Origin of the sequence: Geobacillus genomosp. 3 (genome assembly GCF_000445995.2) — a bacterium.
GTDB lineage: Bacteria > Bacillota > Bacilli > Bacillales > Anoxybacillaceae > Geobacillus.
The window spans coordinates 2,060,227-2,076,518 of record NC_022080.4; the positions used below are offsets into that span (position 1 = coordinate 2,060,227).

8 protein-coding genes, 4 tRNA genes, 2 rRNA genes and 1 riboswitch are annotated in these 16,292 nt (G+C 53.7%); all 14 genes read right to left on the reverse strand.

Annotated elements, in window-relative coordinates:
- Positions 1-23 precede the first annotated feature (23 nt).
- Positions 24-329 (reverse strand): hypothetical protein, encoded by a 306-nt coding sequence (locus M493_RS10155; RefSeq protein WP_020960248.1) that lies wholly within the window; start codon positions 327-329, stop codon positions 24-26.
- A gap of 212 nt (positions 330-541) precedes the next feature.
- Positions 542-1,312, reverse strand: coding sequence for a 3-oxoacyl-ACP reductase (locus M493_RS10160; RefSeq protein ID WP_020960249.1), 771 nt, complete (start codon positions 1,310-1,312; stop codon positions 542-544).
- A gap of 12 nt (positions 1,313-1,324) precedes the next feature.
- Positions 1,325-2,356, reverse strand: coding sequence for an ABC transporter substrate-binding protein (locus M493_RS10165; RefSeq protein ID WP_020960250.1), 1,032 nt, complete (start codon positions 2,354-2,356; stop codon positions 1,325-1,327).
- Positions 2,353-3,108: an ABC transporter permease gene (locus M493_RS10170; protein WP_020960251.1), complete on the reverse strand. Its 756-nt coding sequence runs from the start codon at positions 3,106-3,108 to the stop codon at positions 2,353-2,355. The genes M493_RS10165 and M493_RS10170 overlap by 4 nt, the downstream gene beginning before the upstream one ends.
- Entirely contained in the window at positions 3,105-3,851 is a 747-nt protein-coding gene (locus tag M493_RS10175) for an ABC transporter ATP-binding protein (protein WP_020960252.1), read from the reverse strand. Before M493_RS10175 ends, M493_RS10170 begins: the two co-directional genes overlap by 4 nt.
- Before the next feature lie 14 nt (positions 3,852-3,865).
- A complete protein-coding gene (locus M493_RS10180; protein WP_020960253.1) occupies positions 3,866-5,317 on the reverse strand; it encodes an acyl-CoA reductase in 1,452 nt (483 codons plus the stop codon).
- Entirely contained in the window at positions 5,314-6,399 is a 1,086-nt protein-coding gene (locus tag M493_RS10185; protein WP_041267942.1) for a long-chain-fatty-acid--CoA ligase, read from the reverse strand. Before M493_RS10185 ends, M493_RS10180 begins: the two co-directional genes overlap by 4 nt.
- 69 nt (positions 6,400-6,468) lie before the next feature.
- Positions 6,469-6,577: riboswitch (TPP riboswitch) on the reverse strand.
- 232 nt (positions 6,578-6,809) lie between these two features.
- Positions 6,810-9,548: a tetratricopeptide repeat protein gene (locus tag M493_RS10190; protein WP_020960255.1), complete on the reverse strand. Its 2,739-nt coding sequence runs from the start codon at positions 9,546-9,548 to the stop codon at positions 6,810-6,812.
- An 841-nt stretch (positions 9,549-10,389) separates the two neighbouring features.
- A tRNA-Arg gene (locus M493_RS10195) sits at positions 10,390-10,466 on the reverse strand.
- Positions 10,467-10,748: 282 nt separating this feature from the next.
- Positions 10,749-10,819 (reverse strand) — tRNA-Gly (locus tag M493_RS10200).
- Between the two features lie 96 nt (positions 10,820-10,915).
- Positions 10,916-10,989: transfer RNA gene (locus tag M493_RS10205), tRNA-Arg, on the reverse strand.
- Between the two features lie 9 nt (positions 10,990-10,998).
- Positions 10,999-11,070 (reverse strand) — tRNA-Gly (locus M493_RS10210).
- A 372-nt stretch (positions 11,071-11,442) separates the two neighbouring features.
- Positions 11,443-14,370, reverse strand: a 23S ribosomal RNA gene (locus M493_RS10215).
- A gap of 257 nt (positions 14,371-14,627) precedes the next feature.
- Positions 14,628-16,186: ribosomal RNA gene (locus tag M493_RS10225) — 16S ribosomal RNA — on the reverse strand.
- Together the 16S and 23S rRNA genes with 4 tRNA genes alongside form the textbook arrangement of a ribosomal RNA operon.
- Between the last annotated feature and the right edge of the window lie 106 nt (positions 16,187-16,292).

The following is a 16,292-nucleotide window of genomic DNA, read 5'->3' on the forward strand; positions in this document are numbered from 1 at the left end:
CCGGTGTGTCGCACCGGACCTGCTTAATGGCGGCATTCCTCCCGCAGCGCCCTTCTTTCCTTTTCCGTCCGTTTCATGACATAAACGACTCCAAGCATGAAAAGAACAAACCATAAGACGAGCCCGTATTGGCCAACACCGAAGAAAACCGCTAACTTAATGCTTAAATAAAGAGGGGTGAACCATAAGGTGACAAGCGAGAAAAGTATGTATTGGGAAACGAATGAATTTTTTTTCCGTTCATTCCTTACAGCCAGAATCGTGATATGACGCAACAAAATGCCGCACATCAGGAAAGCGAACAACATCCAAAACAATGAAAGGTTCAAGGTTTGTCCCTCTTTTCCAAGGAGAAATGCAGCAGGCATCTTTTTCGCGGGGCATAAAATGTTAGGAACATTTTAACAATCCCTAACCATTTCCTATCATAACATAATTTTTCGAAATGTTCTATATACAAAATGAGGAAAAAGCTGCCCCCAACGATTCATTCTATAAGGACAGCTTGTTCCACGTACATATATTCGGGACGCCGGCAATGCTAGCGCATAACTAGCCCGCCGTCGACAAATAACGTTTGTCCGGTCATAAAGCGGCTCCAGTCCGACGCCAAAAAGAGAACCGGACCGGCCACATCTTCGGGGGTAGCGATCCGCCGCAGCGGCGTCCGGGCAATCAGCATTTCTTTCACTTCTTCCTTCGTCCGTCGGCTGGCGTCAGTCGGGTAAACCAAACCGGGAGCGACACAATTGACGCGGATGCCAAACGGCCCAAGCTCCGCGGCTAAGTTGCGGCTGTAGCCAACGAGCGCCGCTTTCGCTGTTGTGTAGTCATGGTACGGGATGACCGGGCGGGCGACTAAATCTGTGACGATGTTAATCATGCTCCCGCCGCCCTGCTGTTTCATTATGGGTATCACCGCCTGGCACATATAATGGGTCGAGCGCAGCGCTCCGTCGATTTGCGCCTGATAGTCTTTCCATCCGAGCTCCCACGCCAGTTTGCGTTCATCTGGGTCGAATACGTACGGCGCGAACGCATTATTGACAACGACATCGATTTTTCCTGTCTCCATCACCACTTGCTCAATCAACTGCTTGACGGACGATTCCGAAGTGACATCGGCCTGAACAGCCCAGGCATCGCCGCCGAGTTCGACGCAGGCGGCGGCCACTTGTTCCGCCGCCTGCTTATTTTGCAAATAGTTGACAATCACCGTTCCTTGTTCACGGGCAAAAGCGCGGGCGATGGCCGCACCGATGCCCCGGCTCGCACCGGTCACAACAATGACTTTCCCTGAAAACATTCCCATTTTGATCCTCCGTTACTGTTGCGGCAGCAAATCGTCGGCGACGACTTCCGCCATGTTAAGGTCATTTTTCACTAAGCCTAACGTTTTGTACGTGTCCGCGGCTTGCTGCAGCACGTTGACATCAAGCGCCCCCAACCCTTTTTCTTCCGTCAACGGCGACACGCTCGACCCATTTCGCAGCTTGATGATTTGCAAATTGCGCTGCTCATCCTTGCCATCGATGGCGTACTTTGTGGCCAGCGAAGCCGCTTCTTCCGGATGGTCGATCATCCATTGGGCGCTGTTCCGATACGCTTCCAAAAACATTTGCAGCAACTCTTTCTTCTCGTTATACGTCTTCTCGGTTACGACAAAGACATCGCTCGGGATATTTAAATAGTCTTTCACTTCCATTACGTTGACGTCCCCGAGCCCTTTTTCTTTCGCCATAACAAGCCCGGTATCGGTCGCCGCTGTCGCGTCCACTTGCCCTTGCATAAGCGGGGCAAAGTTTAATAAACCGGTCTCGACAATAGTCACATCACGTTCCGAAAGCCCGGCTTGATGCAACAACACTAATAAATTTTGCCGCGTTCCGCTCGCCAAGCTGTACACGCCAATTTTCTTTCCTTTTAAGTCTTCCGGTTTCGTAATCTGTTTGTCTTTTAGCGAGACGACGTTGAAAACGTTTTGCGGATAAATATTGTAAATGACTTTTAACTTCGCCCCTTTGTCCAGGGCAAAGAAGAGCGAACCCGGATCCGTAAAAGCGATATCGGCTTGTCCAGAAAGAATGTTTTTGATCGCATCGCCGCCGCCGGCGCCGGGGATGAGCGTTATGTTCAACCCTTTTTCTTTAAAAAAGCCTTTTTCTTTTTCCACGAGCAAGTTCGTCTGCTCAGTTATCGGCTGGCTCCAAAGGGCGACACGCAGCGATTCTGTTTTGTCTTTTTTCGCTTTTCCCGCCGTTCCGCCCGTTTGATCATTCCGCCCGGCTGCACCACAGGCCGCCAAAAAAACAGCAACCACCAGCAGCCATACAGCCACTAACGTTTTCCTTTTCATTTTCCGGTCTCCTTTTTATATGGTTTTAACAATCGCTTTTCAAGGAAATGAACCATCTGGTAAAGCACAGCCCCTAACATCGTTAATAAAAGCAAAACAGAAAACATAAGCGGGGTATCCATCATCCCTTGGGAAGCGATAATCATCGCACCGAGCCCTTCGCTGGCGCCGATAAATTCGCCGACAACCGCGCCGACAACCGCCAATACAACGGCAACGCGAAACCCGGCAAAAATGCTCGGCAACCCGGCGGGAAGTTTTAAATGAATGAGCGTTTGCCAACGTGTCGCGCCTAACACACGAAACAATTCCAGTTTGTTCCGATCAGTATATTGAATCGCCGTCACCGTATTTTCAAGCAACGGGAAAAAGCAGATCAAAGCCGTAATGACCACTTTCGATGTCATGCCGAACCCAAACCAAAGAATAAATAACGGTGCTAGAGCGAGTTTCGGCACGGCTTGGCTGGCGACGACATACGGGAAGAACAGTTTGCGCAACCATTCCATTTCACCCATGAGAATGCCGACGACAAGACCAAGGCCGCTTCCTACACTAAGCCCAAGCAGCACTTCCAAGCTTGTCCGAACGATGTGCGGCCAAAAATAGCCGGTCTTAACTCCGTCCAAAAGCGTTGCGGCAACGACCGAAGGCGCCGGCAAAACAAGCGGCGACATTTGTTTGGCGGCCAGCTCCCAAACGAGAAGAAGCAAAACGAATAAAGCGACGGAATACACGCGAAAGTTGTTCACCGCTTCGCCCCCTCCATCGCCTGCCGCACTTGGAAACAGAGCTCGTTAAACCTCGGCTCATAACGCATTTCCAACGCTCGCGGCTTCGGAAGGTTGACATCGAGCGAATAGATGATGCCGCCATCGGCCATGACAGCGATGCGGTCGGCTAAATACACAGCTTCGGCAATATCGTGGGTAATAAACAAGACGCTTGTGTTGTGCAGCCGGCAAAGCGTCAACAAGTCATCTTGCAGCTCTTCCCGTGTGATGGCATCCAACGCCGCAAACGGCTCATCAAAAAACAAAAGCGCCGGCTTTTGAATCAAAGCTCTGGCGATCGCCACCCGGCTTTGCTGCCCGCCGGACAGCTGCGCCGGGTAGTGATCACGATGGGACCGTAAGCCCATCCGTTCAAGCAAATCGTGCGCCAACTCGTAATCTTCCTTCGTCGGTTTTCGTTTGAGTGAGATCGGCAACAGAACGTTGTCAATGACCCGCTTCCATTCGAGCAAGGTCGGCGTTTGAAACACGTAGCCGATGGAAGGGGAAGGCTGCGTCACTTTTTGACCTTGTAAATAAATGCTCCCTTCATCAGGCCGTAAAAGACCGGCGGCAAGCTTTAATAACGTCGTCTTGCCGCAGCCGCTTTTTCCGACAAGACAATGAAACTCTCCTTCACGGATCGTCCAACTGACCCCGTCAACGACCGGTTTCGAACTTTGGTACCGGTACGTGACCCGGTCTAGCTGCAAAAAACTCATTCCCATTTTCCTCCTTAATCGACATAAGGAGCGAACTGTTCCGCATACGCTTCAGCCGCTGATTCAATATCGACCATTTGCACGAGATCGCGCAAATTAAAGCGCCCATCATGGTGCCAGCCCGCTTCAGGAGAAGTCATATACCCAAGCGCTGTAATGCGTGTGGCGCCCGCTTTTCCTAACCACTTCGCCCATTCGAACAGCTCTTTTGGCGAAGCGGCCACTCCTACCGTCTGCAAAAACCGCCGATACGGGGCGATTTCTGAAATGATTTGTAAAATATCATCAAAGGCAACGATTTTCACAACCCGATTCAGGCAGCTCACAGCAAACTCCCGGTGTTCCGGCTCATACACGACGGCCCAATCTCCCGCTTCGTTTCCGAGCACTTCCTTCTCATTGTCCGCCAACGCGCTCAGTTCTTCGTGCTGCCGCCAAGCCGCTTGTGCGGCCATTTCCTCAAGAGAAAGGGGGCGGCGCGGAAACCGTTTCGCAAAACAGTTCAGCTCGTGGGCGACGTAGCGGGCAAACTCTTTTGGCGAGACCCTTCCACCTTTTTGCACATAAAACAGATGCGGCGAATAACACCCTTGCTGGTCGTAGCGCACAATATCGAACGCCGCTTGGTGAGCGGTCTGCCACGCCTTTCTTGCATCAAGACAGGAGCGGGAAACAATGCCAAAACTAATTTTATGGCCAAACGGCAAAAAACGGGTTGTCACCGGAATGCGGCTTTGCATGTCTTGCAGCGATGCATTGCTCCCATAGCCGACGACTACATCCGCTTGCTGAAACATAGCGCGCTCCCGCTCGGCGTCTCCGCCTTTCCACCAAACAACGGCCAGGCAGTCCGCCAATTTCGGCTCGATTTCTACTACTAAACGGGCAAACCAGCCGGCAAAAAGCGGCTCAGCGCTCGATACTTTCCCGATGTTCCCCGCTTTCACCAACAGCCCGGAAATCAAGCTCCATAACGGCAGCGCCGGCACGTTCCCCGCCCAAATATGGACGATCAACTCCGGGCCGACCGCTTTGGAAAAGCCGCCTTTGGCCCGCGGTTGAAAGCCGTCGAGAAGCAGGGGGGTTTCGAAGTCCTCCACAAGAAACCGTTGCAATTGCGGTTTGCGGAACGTTTTGAAATACGAGGTCAGCCCAAGCCGAACCATTTCCGCATCATAACCGGTGACAATCGGCAGCACGCGTTCCGCCTTTTGCCGAACGGGATGGCGGCGATCAAGCAGCTGTTCAACCGCCCGGCCAAGCAACTCAACCATCTCCATCACCGAAAACGATGGAAGAACCCGGGCGCTGGCTTGTTTCACTTTTTCTGCCACTTTGTTCAGCTGTCCCACCGTTAAAAGGGGAACTTCCACCTCGACCGTTTCCCCGTTTTTTTCAAACGTTAAAACACGCGTTTCGATCGGTTCATCCCCGATATCAGGAAGATAACCGGCATATTCTCTCATTCGGACATCCCCTTCGCCGCGCGGATGAATTCTTCGACTGCGATCGAACAACCTTTCGCTTCCGCCCCTTGCACCCGACCGAACAATCGGAAGCCGTCGTCCGTTTCCACGCCCATATCTTCCGTCAAAATCGTCGTTACCGAGTTGAAGTTGCCGAGGTCGCAATGAACGAGGACGCCGCGTTCTCCTTTTGGCATCTCCTCCCCGGTCAACGGATGAATCACTCTCGTGCGAATCCAATGCGGCCCCGATTTCACCGACGGAACTGTCTCATTTCCGTTATCGTAAAATTGTGTGCTAAGCTCTGTCATGCCGTACATGTTGATGCACGCGCGGCGCGGGACGCCAAGATAAGCGGACAGCGCGTCATAAAACTCATCGAGGCCCATTTCCCGCGACTGGTTTTTAAAGCCGCCTGTATCAAGAATTCGGCTCCCGTCCGGCAAACGGAACGTTTTTCCTCGTTTGGCGAGCTCTTCAAACAAATGAACGAAGCTAAACGAAGCCCCTAAAAGGGCGTACGGCTCACCCGATTGTTCCGCCTGCTCCAGTCCGGCAAGAAGCCGGTCCATATCCAGACCGCCGCGGTTGACAAAATATTGGCTGTCTTCCGTGCCAAACACGTTAATAGCGAGCGCTAAATAATGGGCGAGCGAAGAATTCGGCATATCCTCTTCCGCCGGAAACAGAATCCCCATCTTGATTTTATCGCGCCCTTTCATGAACCGCTTTTGAAAATTGACGATCATGGACTGATCGTACACCTTCAGTGTCGGATGATAATGTTTTCCCCGAACTCCTTTTGTCGTTCCGCTCGTCATAAACACACGTTCAGCCTGCTCAGGAGGCGTGCAGCTTAGCGTCAATTCTTTAAACGCATTGATCGGCACAGCGGGAATGTCCCGCCACGTTTTCACCGTTCTTGCCGTTTTTCCTTTTTGCCTGCAATATGTACGATACGGAAGATTGTTTTCGTATTGATAGGCAAATAGCTGCAAGGCATACTCGTTAAACTCATCTTCCGAGGACGTTTCCTTATTGATAAACGAAAGCAAACATTCGACGATTTCTTGTTGTGTCATATTTTCCAACCCTTTCTGCTCTATCCCCATTCCACTCTCGCAAAAAAGCACTTTGCGCGCGGCAAAGTGCTTCAAAATGCTTCCTTTCCCTGCGCTGGCATTATCCAACAGGTTCAACGGTCAACGGCGGATTAGCCGTACTCTCAGCCTGATTCCACAAGCTCCCGTAAGTGTATGATCTTTTTACAATCAAAGTCTACTCTCTAAAAAAAAAGAATGCAAGAAAAAAGCGATGGAAGCATCCTCCATCTGTGCGCGCAAACATCCGGCCAAGCCGCGGCAGATGAAGGCGGTGACGGAGTGAACCACAGCCTATAGAAGGGGCTGTCTTCAAAAAGTTGTGTTCTTCCGTTTTCCGTCAGTCATTACGCCTATATAGAGAAGGTGTCCCGTTAGTTAGGACACCTTCCTTATACTTGAACCGCGGTGGAGGCGGCCTGTGCCAGCTGTTCGCATTGGCGTAGGCGGATGCCGAAAAGGACAAGCGGGTCGCGATACGCTTCCGGATTCGTGCGCATCTGCTTCAATTCCCCTTCCTGGGCGGCAATTTCAAGCTCCAACCGCTCCAACGTTTCCGTTAACACTGCCAACGACGGCTGGAAAAATTGGGCAATGTCGCGTTCGAGCGATTTCGCAAACCATTCAAACGGCAGCAACAACTGCCCGATAACCGTTTCCGCCACATCGGCATAATCTTGCGTTTGGATAAACTGTTTATACTTTTGCGCCAACATCGCCTTATTTTGCGCGAAGGCGCCAAGCAGTTTGCCCGCCCCCTTCAAGAGCAGCTGCCCCGGCGTGCGGCGGAGGAAAACGTTCAACTTGTCAATTTGCGTGCCGCCTGCGAGCCGGTCAATATCGCGCCGCCAATCGGTCAAAATGCGGAAATCGCACTCGAGCGCAAGCCGCTCCTCACCGAACATAGCGTTAAACCCTTCACTCATTTCATGCAAAAACGCCTGGCATTCATGGAATTCCTCTTCTGTCGCGGCAATCCAATCGTTCATGGCGCGATGCAAATTCGGCAGCACCTCTTCATCGACATAAGCGCGAAGCTGTTCGTTCACGCTGTCATTCAGCTCGAGGTGAAGGCGGGAAAAGTCACTGTCTTCCCGCACAAAGTCGGCCGCTTTGCGCAATATATCCGGAATCGCCGCTGCCACGGCCGTCCGCGTCTCTTCCAAAACAGCGCGGAACGCTTTTACGATTTTCGCGGTTTTCTCCTCTTGCTGATCGCCGAGTTGGTGGATCGCCCCATTCAGCTTGGCGGCCATTTCTTTTTTCCAGACGACCGATTCCGCCAGCCGTCTTTCCGCCTCAGCCCGCTGTCGGAACAAATGGGCAATGAACCGGCGAATTGTCGCCAATATCGCTTCTTCCCGGCGAACGGAAGACCGATGCTGACGCACCTCACCAAGCAAGCCGACAAGCTCCTGTTGCTGCCTGCGGCTTGGCGCGTGCGGCGAATAGACGATCACGTTCGCCTCCGGCACGACGGTGCGAATATGCGCCTCGATGTCTTGGGCGATCCGTGCCGCTTCCTGTTCATCGATCATCCCGTCACCCGGCGGCAACAAAAAGTGAATCGGCACGTGCGACGCCCGCTCGCAAAGCTGCAGCACGAGCTGTTCATCGACGCTAGAAAATGGATCATCACCGTTTAGAAGAAAAAGAATACTATCGGCGAGCGGGAATGAGGCGAACGCCTCATGGTCGGAAAAGGCGCGCCCGCCAAGCGGGCCGATGTCCAAAAAGGCCACCTCCTGCGGTACGAGCGGAAACGGCGCCGTGCACTCAATCACCGTATCATCAGGAAATCGGCTTCCCCGCCCCCCCGATGTTTGTTGAAACTCATCGAGGCTCGCAAAAACTGTAAACTGTTCATCACTAATTTTCGTCACTTCAGTCTCGTCTCCGCTTTTCCAAACAAGCACCGGGGCGGATGGCGCCACTAACGCCGCTTCACCGACCACCGTGCGCAAAAACGCCAGCCGCTCATTTCGCGACGCCCCGGCAATAAGGACGCGGTGCAGCCGCAAATCGGAAAGCTGCCGCACAAGCCAACGGAAACGAAAATGTGAGCCCGCCCGCTGCACCTCCGCCCAGTCGGCTATTTCCTCAAATAACGCCACACCCGCTTCCCCGGACTTCGCATCCGCACGAACAAGCTGTTTAGCGGCGTTCTTCACCGTTTCATCATCAAAGCTGTCCGGAAACTTTTCACTCCACGCCAATAAGGCAGCCGCGGCCTCCGCCCTCCCGCTTCCACCGGCTAAATTCACCCAGCTTTTTAAGAGCGGAGGCACGACTTCAACTAGCTCTTTTACCCGATACCGCCCTTTTACTAACCCGGCATACGCCTCGGCTAAAAGGGACGGGATTCGCTTCCACTCATAGTCGCGGCCAATCGCCAGCTCGTCATAAAGACGATTCCACTCCGCCAGCCACGAAAAATACACATCGCCATCTTGATAACCGTTCCATAACGCCTGTACTAATCGTTCAAACTTCACCCGATCAGTTTCATACAGCAGCGTCAAACACCGTGAAAACCGCGCAGGCGCCATCACCCGCGCATGCCCTTGTTCCACATAGCCTGTTAAAATGTCCGCCCAACGGCGCGCCGACGTCCGCACCGCTTCCCCTAAGGCGAGCTCGATGGCACTTTCCCAATCGCCTTGCTCCTCAAAAAAAGCACGCGCCCATTCGGTCATATTCGGGTAGTCGGGGTAGAGCGCCACGCCGCGTTTGATCATTTCATCCGCTTTTTCTCTTTCCCCCAACTCGCGGTAGAGCGAAAACAAACGCAAGATGATCTCCGCTTGAAGCGTTTCACTTTCCGCCTCGATCGAGCGATACAGCTCCTCGGCAGACTGAAGCTGTCCAAGCTCATAGTAGCTGTCAGCAATGTTTTTTTGCGCCCATGGACGCAAATCGTTATGGACGTTTTCCCATTTAAAAATTGCTGTCTCATAATCGCGGCGGTGGAAATACACCTCCCCTTGGGCAAAACGAATAGACGACAAATCGGCCCCGTCCCGGTACGCGGCGAAGAAAATGTCGCCAAGTGCATAGACGGTATCCCGTTCTCCCGTATCGATCAATGTTTCATAAAATGTTTTATGGACAAGTTGCTGTTCAAACCCCATGTCGATCACCTAACTCGTATAGTTGCCATGCATGTTCATTGTATGGCACGTTTTCGAATTTTATTTCTATCTTATACATTTTACCAAACTTTCGCGGAAAGGAACGTTTCAATTTGTTTTCATTTGCAAGACAAAACACAGCTGTTCCATTAACGAGAAAATGCTTCTGCCATCGCAGCAAGCTTGCGATGCCAAAAGAGAGAATGTCGGCAAGTCCGGCCCAGACAAATAGAGGTTTTATCGCCTATGGAAGAAAAAAATCTCCCATCACGATTCAGCTAAACCGCGATAAGAGACTGATTTCTGTGTGATTTCGCCATATATGTTTAATCAAAAACGAAAGTCTCCTATTACAGCGCCCTCTGATCCGGCGCCCGCAATAGGAGACTTTTTTCACGCTACTTCGTGCGTTCCTTCCGTATGTAAATGGCGTCCCAGGAGAGATTCGAACTCCCGACCGACGGCTTAGGGCCGATGCCCCTTCCTCTGCGAGCCTATTCAAGGAAGCTGGATGCGTCGGGGCAACTCGCAGTTGTTTCAAAGAAGCTATTGCTCGTTGCTCGATCCGACTGAGCTACTGGGACATCATCAACAGTACACTCCGATATTCCCGCTGTCCCTTCCTCTACAAGCTCATTCGAGGAAGCTTGGTGCGTCGGGACAACTCGCAGCGGATTCGGGGAAGTGAGTGCTCGTTGTCCGATCCTACTGAGCTGTGGCATGAGCCAGCCCTGGCACACTTCTGCCTCAAAACCAAAAGCCTCCTATCACAGCACCCTTTCGGGCTCATCATAGGAGGCTTTCTTTCACGCTATACCCGCGTGTTCCTTCCGTATGTAAATGGCGTCCCAGGAGAGATTCGAACTCCCGACCGACGGCTTAGAAGGCCGCTGCTCTATCCGACTGAGCTACTGGGACATCATCAACAGTACACTCCGATATTCCCGCTGTCCCTTCCTCTACAAGCCCATTCAAGGAAGCTTGGTGCGTCGGGACAACTCGCAGCTATTTCGAAGATGACTTTGCTCGTTGCTCTATCCGACTGAGCTACTGGGACATCATCAACAGTACACTCCAATATTCCCGCTGTCCCTTCCTCTACAAGCCCATTCAAGGAAGCTTGATGCGTCGGGACAACTCGCAACGGATCCCTAAAGCTACTAGGGCAATGTACATGATATTCACTTCAAAACAAAGGAAAGCGGGTGATGGGAATCGAACCCACGACTTCAGCTTGGGAAGCTGAGGTTTTACCATTAAACTACACCCGCATGATCCATATCAATGAACTTGTCTGAAAAACGATTGCAATAAAAATATAATGGCTAATCGCTTTTTTGTCAATATCTTTTTTAAAGATTATTAAACGCGCTCGAGAGGATTCGAACCCCTAACCTTCTGATCCGTAGTCAGATGCTCTATCCAATTGAGCTACGAGCGCATGTTGGGAAGCGGAAGACGGGACTCGAACCCGCGACCCCCACCTTGGCAAGGTGGTGTTCTACCACTGAACTACTTCCGCGTTGTAATTGTGAAGGAAGTTCATTCCTTCAAAACTAGATAACCGTTGTCGGAAGAAGCGGCGCTTCCGCTTTTCAACTGTCCAACTTCGGCTCGCCGCCGCTCGGGGTCAAATAACCTCCGCCTTCGGGATCGCAAATCCCTGCAGGCGAAGAACATTTGCCCATCGCGGCGACCCGCTCGCCTGCGCTTTTCACTGTCTAGTTCCAGCGCCTAGCTCTCTTCTGCCAAATAACCTTCCCCCTTGGGGTGCAAGCACCCCTGCGGGTGAAGAACATTTGGCTTCGAGATCGCCAGGATGGCGATATTTCGCCGTTGCCCGCAGGACGCGGGCCGGCTTTAGGCGAAATTACGGCGCTTCCACTTTTCTTGTTAGGTTAAGCCCTCGATCGATTAGTATCCGTCAGCTGCACGTGTCGCCACGCTTCCACCTCGGACCTATCGACCTCGTCATCTTCGAGGGATCTTACTCGCTTCACGCGATGGGAAATCTCATCTTGAGGGGGGCTTCACGCTTAGATGCTTTCAGCGCTTATCCCGTCCGCACATAGCTACCCAGCGGTGCCCCTGGCGGGACAACTGGTACACCAGCGGTGCGTCCATCCCGGTCCTCTCGTACTAAGGACAGCTCCTCGCAAATTTCCTGCGCCCGCGACGGATAGGGACCGAACTGTCTCACGACGTTCTGAACCCAGCTCGCGTACCGCTTTAATGGGCGAACAGCCCAACCCTTGGGACCGACTACAGCCCCAGGATGCGATGAGCCGACATCGAGGTGCCAAACCTCCCCGTCGATGTGGACTCTTGGGGGAGATCAGCCTGTTATCCCCGGGGTAGCTTTTATCCGTTGAGCGATGGCCCTTCCATGCGGAACCACCGGATCACTAAGCCCGACTTTCGTCCCTGCTCGACCTGTCCGTCTCGCAGTCAAGCTCCCTTGTGCCTTTGCACTCTCCGAATGATTTCCAACCATTCTGAGGGAACCTTTGGGCGCCTCCGTTACCTTTTGGGAGGCGACCGCCCCAGTCAAACTGCCCACCTGACACTGTCTCCCACCCCGATAAGGGGTGCGGGTTAGAATTTCAATACCGCCAGGGTGGTATCCCACCGCCGCCTCCACCGAAGCTGGCGCTCCGGCTTCTCTGGCTCCCACCTATCCTGTACAAGCGATACCAAAATTCCATATCAGGCTGCAGTAAAGCTCCACGGGGTCTTTCCGTCCTGTCGCGGGTAACCTGCATCTTCACAGGTAATATAATTTCACCGGGTCTCTCGTTGAGACAGTGCCCAAGTCGTTACACCTTTCGTGCGGGTCGGAACTTACCCGACAAGGAATTTCGCTACCTTAGGACCGTTATAGTTACGGCCGCCGTTTACTGGGGCTTCGGTTCGCACCTTCGCTTGCGCTAAGCGCTCCCCTTAACCTTCCAGCACCGGGCAGGTGTCAGCCCCTATACGTCGCCTTTCGGCTTCGCAGAGACCTGTGTTTTTGATAAACAGTCGCTTGGGCCTTTTCACTGCGGCTCGTTCGGGCTCGTCACCCAAACGAGCACCCCTTCTCCCGAAGTTACGGGGTCATTTTGCCGAGTTCCTTAACGAGAGTTCTCCCGCGCGCCTTAGGATTCTCTCCTCGCCTACCTGTGTCGGTTTGCGGTACGGGCACCTCTTCCCTCGCTAGAGGCTTTTCTTGGCAGTGTGAAATCGGGGACTTCCGGATGACTCCGTCGCCGTCACCGCTTGGCCTTTTTGATCCGCGGATTTGCCTACGGATCAGCCTTGCGGCTTGGACAGGCTCTTCCAACCGCCTGCTCGCCCTATCCTCCTGCGTCCCCCCATTGCTCAAACGGGAAGGAGGTGGTACAGGAATCTCCACCTGTTGTCCATCACCTACGCCTTTCGGCCTCGGCTTAGGTCCCGACTAACCCTGAGCGGACGAACCTTCCTCAGGAACCCTTAGGCTTTCGGCGCAGAGGATTCTCACCTCTGTTTTCGCTACTCATACCGGCATTCTCACTTCTAAGCGCTCCACCAGTCCTTCCGGTCTGGCTTCTGTGCCCTTAGAACGCTCCCCTACCGATGACCAACGGTCATCCCGCAGCTTCGGCGGCACGTTTAGCCCCGGTACATTTTCGGCGCAGAGTCACTCGACCAGTGAGCTATTACGCACTCTTTAAATGGTGGCTGCTTCTAAGCCAACATCCTGGTTGTCTGGGCAACTCCACATCCTTTTCCACTGAACGTGCACTTCGGGGCCTTAGCTGGCGATCTGGGCTGTTTCCCTCTTGACCACGGATCTTATCACTCGCAGTCTGACTCCCAAGGATAAGTCATTGGCATTCGGAGTTTGACTGGGTTCGGTAACCCGATGAGGGCCCCTAGCCCAATCAGTGCTCTACCTCCAAGACTCTCACCTTGAGGCTAGCCCTAAAGCTATTTCGGGGAGAACCAGCTATCTCCAAGTTCGATTGGCATTTCACCCCTACCCACACCTCATCCCCGCACTTTTCAACGTGCGTGGGTTCGGGCCTCCAGCCGGTGTTACCCGGCCTTCACCCTGGACATGGGTAGATCACCTGGTTTCGGGTCGACGACGACGTACTCATACGCCCTGTTCAGACTCGCTTTCGCTGCGGCTCCGCCTGTTCGGCTTAACCTCGCACGCCATCGTCACTCGCCGGTTCATTCTACAAAAGGCACGCCATCACCCTTTAACGGGCTCTGACTACTTGTAGGCACACGGTTTCAGGTTCTCTTTCACTCCCCTTCCGGGGTGCTTTTCACCTTTCCCTCACGGTACTGGTGCACTATCGGTCACTAGGGAGTATTTAGCCTTGGGAGATGGTCCTCCCTGCTTCCGACGGGATTTCCCGTGTCCCGCCGTACTCAGGAGCCGCCCGGGAGGGAACGAAGTTTCGACTACAGGGCTGTCACCTTCTCTGGCCGGCCGTTCCAGACCGGTTCGTCTACCCCGTTCCTTTCTCACTCCCATCTGGGCGGTCCTACAACCCCAAGAGGCACGCCTCTTGGTTTGGGCTGCTCCCGTTTCGCTCGCCGCTACTCAGGGAATCGCGTTTGCTTTCTTCTCCTCCGGGTACTAAGATGTTTCAGTTCCCCGGGTGTGCCCTCCATGCCCTATGGATTCAGGCATGGATCCTGCCCCATTACGGGCAGGGGGTTCCCCCATTCGGACATCTCCGGATCGACGCTTGCTTACAGCTCCCCGGAGCGTTTCGGCGTTTGCCCCGTCCTTCATCGGCTCCTAGTGCCAAGGCATCCACCGTGCGCCCTTTCTAGCTTAACCTACAGCGCTTCTCGGCTTCTTCCTTTGCTTTTCCGGTTATCTAGTTTTCAAAGAACGATGGGAAGGAATTTTTCATTCCTTCAAAACTGAACGAAACAGAAGCGCAATTTGCGTTGAATCACGACTGGTGTCTAGCTCCAGCGCCTGGCTCTCTTCTGCCAAATAACCTTCCCCCTCGGGGTGCAAGCACCCCTGCGGGTGAAGAACATTTGGCTTCGAGAGCCGATCGCGGCGCTTCCGCTTTTCTTCATCCTTAGAAAGGAGGTGATCCAGCCGCACCTTCCGGTACGGCTACCTTGTTACGACTTCACCCCAATCACTTGCCCCACCTTCGGCGGCTGGCTCCCTTGCGGGTTACCTCACCGACTTCGGGTGTTGCAAGCTCTCGTGGTGTGACGGGCGGTGTGTACAAGGCCCGGGAACGTATTCACCGCGGCATGCTGATCCGCGATTACTAGCGATTCCGGCTTCATGCAGGCGAGTTGCAGCCTGCAATCCGAACTGAGAGCGGCTTTTTGGGATTCGCTCCCCCTCGCGGGTTCGCAGCCCTTTGTACCGCCCATTGTAGCACGTGTGTAGCCCAGGTCATAAGGGGCATGATGATTTGACGTCATCCCCACCTTCCTCCGACTTTTAGCCGGCAGTCCCTCTAGAGTGCCCACCTGAATGCTGGCAACTAGAGGCAAGGGTTGCGCTCGTTGCGGGACTTAACCCAACATCTCACGACACGAGCTGACGACAACCATGCACCACCTGTCACCCTGTCCCCCCGAAGGGGGAACGCCCAATCTCTTGGGTTGTCAGGGGATGTCAAGACCTGGTAAGGTTCTTCGCGTTGCTTCGAATTAAACCACATGCTCCACCGCTTGTGCGGGCCCCCGTCAATTCCTTTGAGTTTCAGCCTTGCGGCCGTACTCCCCAGGCGGAGTGCTTATCGCGTTAGCTGCAGCACTAAAGGGTGTGACCCCTCTAACACTTAGCACTCATCGTTTACGGCGTGGACTACCAGGGTATCTAATCCTGTTTGCTCCCCACGCTTTCGCGCCTCAGCGTCAGTTACAGGCCAGAGAGCCGCCTTCGCCACTGGTGTTCCTCCACATCTCTACGCATTTCACCGCTACACGTGGAATTCCGCTCTCCTCTCCTGCACTCAAGTCCCCCAGTTTCCAATGACCCTCCACGGTTGAGCCGTGGGCTTTCACATCAGACTTAAGGAACCGCCTGCGCGCGCTTTACGCCCAATAATTCCGGACAACGCTCGCCCCCTACGTATTACCGCGGCTGCTGGCACGTAGTTAGCCGGGGCTTTCTCGTGAGGTACCGTCACCGCGCCGCCTTGTTCAAACGGCGCTCCTTCGTCCCTCACAACAGAGCTTTACGACCCGAAGGCCTTCTTCGCTCACGCGGCGTCGCTCCGTCAGACTTTCGTCCATTGCGGAAGATTCCCTACTGCTGCCTCCCGTAGGAGTCTGGGCCGTGTCTCAGTCCCAGTGTGGCCGGTCACCCTCTCAGGCCGGCTACGCATCGTCGCCTTGGTGAGCCGTTACCTCACCAACTAGCTAATGCGCCGCGGGCCCATCCGCAAGTGACAGCCCAAAGGCCGCCTTTCAACCGAAGACCATGCGGTCTTCGGTGTTATCCGGTATTAGCTCCGGTTTCCCGGAGTTATCCCGGTCTTGCGGGCAGGTTGCCCACGTGTTACTCACCCGTCCGCCGCTGACCAAATCAAGGCAAGCCCTGATCCGGTCCGCTCGACTTGCATGTATTAGGCACGCCGCCAGCGTTCGTCCTGAGCCAGGATCAAACTCTCCAAAAGAAAGTTGATTGGCTTCATTAGCGTCGACACCGAAGGTGTCGAAACGCTCGCGCTTCGTTTCGTTCAGTTTTCAAGGAACAAGAAACTGCTTTTGTAGCTTAACGAC

What these genes read in the sequence shown, in the direction of transcription:
- M493_RS10160 (WP_020960249.1), bottom strand. Translation starts at nt 1,312, where the DNA reads ATGGGAATGTTTTCAGGGAAAGTCATTGTTGTGACCGGTGCGAGCCGG.
- M493_RS10165 (WP_020960250.1), bottom strand. Translation starts at nt 2,356, where the DNA reads ATGAAAAGGAAAACGTTAGTGGCTGTATGGCTGCTGGTGGTTGCTGTT.
- M493_RS10175 (WP_020960252.1), bottom strand. Translation starts at nt 3,851, where the DNA reads ATGAGTTTTTTGCAGCTAGACCGGGTCACGTACCGGTACCAAAGTTCG.
- M493_RS10180 (WP_020960253.1), bottom strand. Translation starts at nt 5,317, where the DNA reads ATGAGAGAATATGCCGGTTATCTTCCTGATATCGGGGATGAACCGATC.
- M493_RS10185 (WP_041267942.1), bottom strand. Translation starts at nt 6,399, where the DNA reads ATGACACAACAAGAAATCGTCGAATGTTTGCTTTCGTTTATCAATAAG.
- M493_RS10190 (WP_020960255.1), bottom strand. Translation starts at nt 9,548, where the DNA reads ATGGGGTTTGAACAGCAACTTGTCCATAAAACATTTTATGAAACATTG.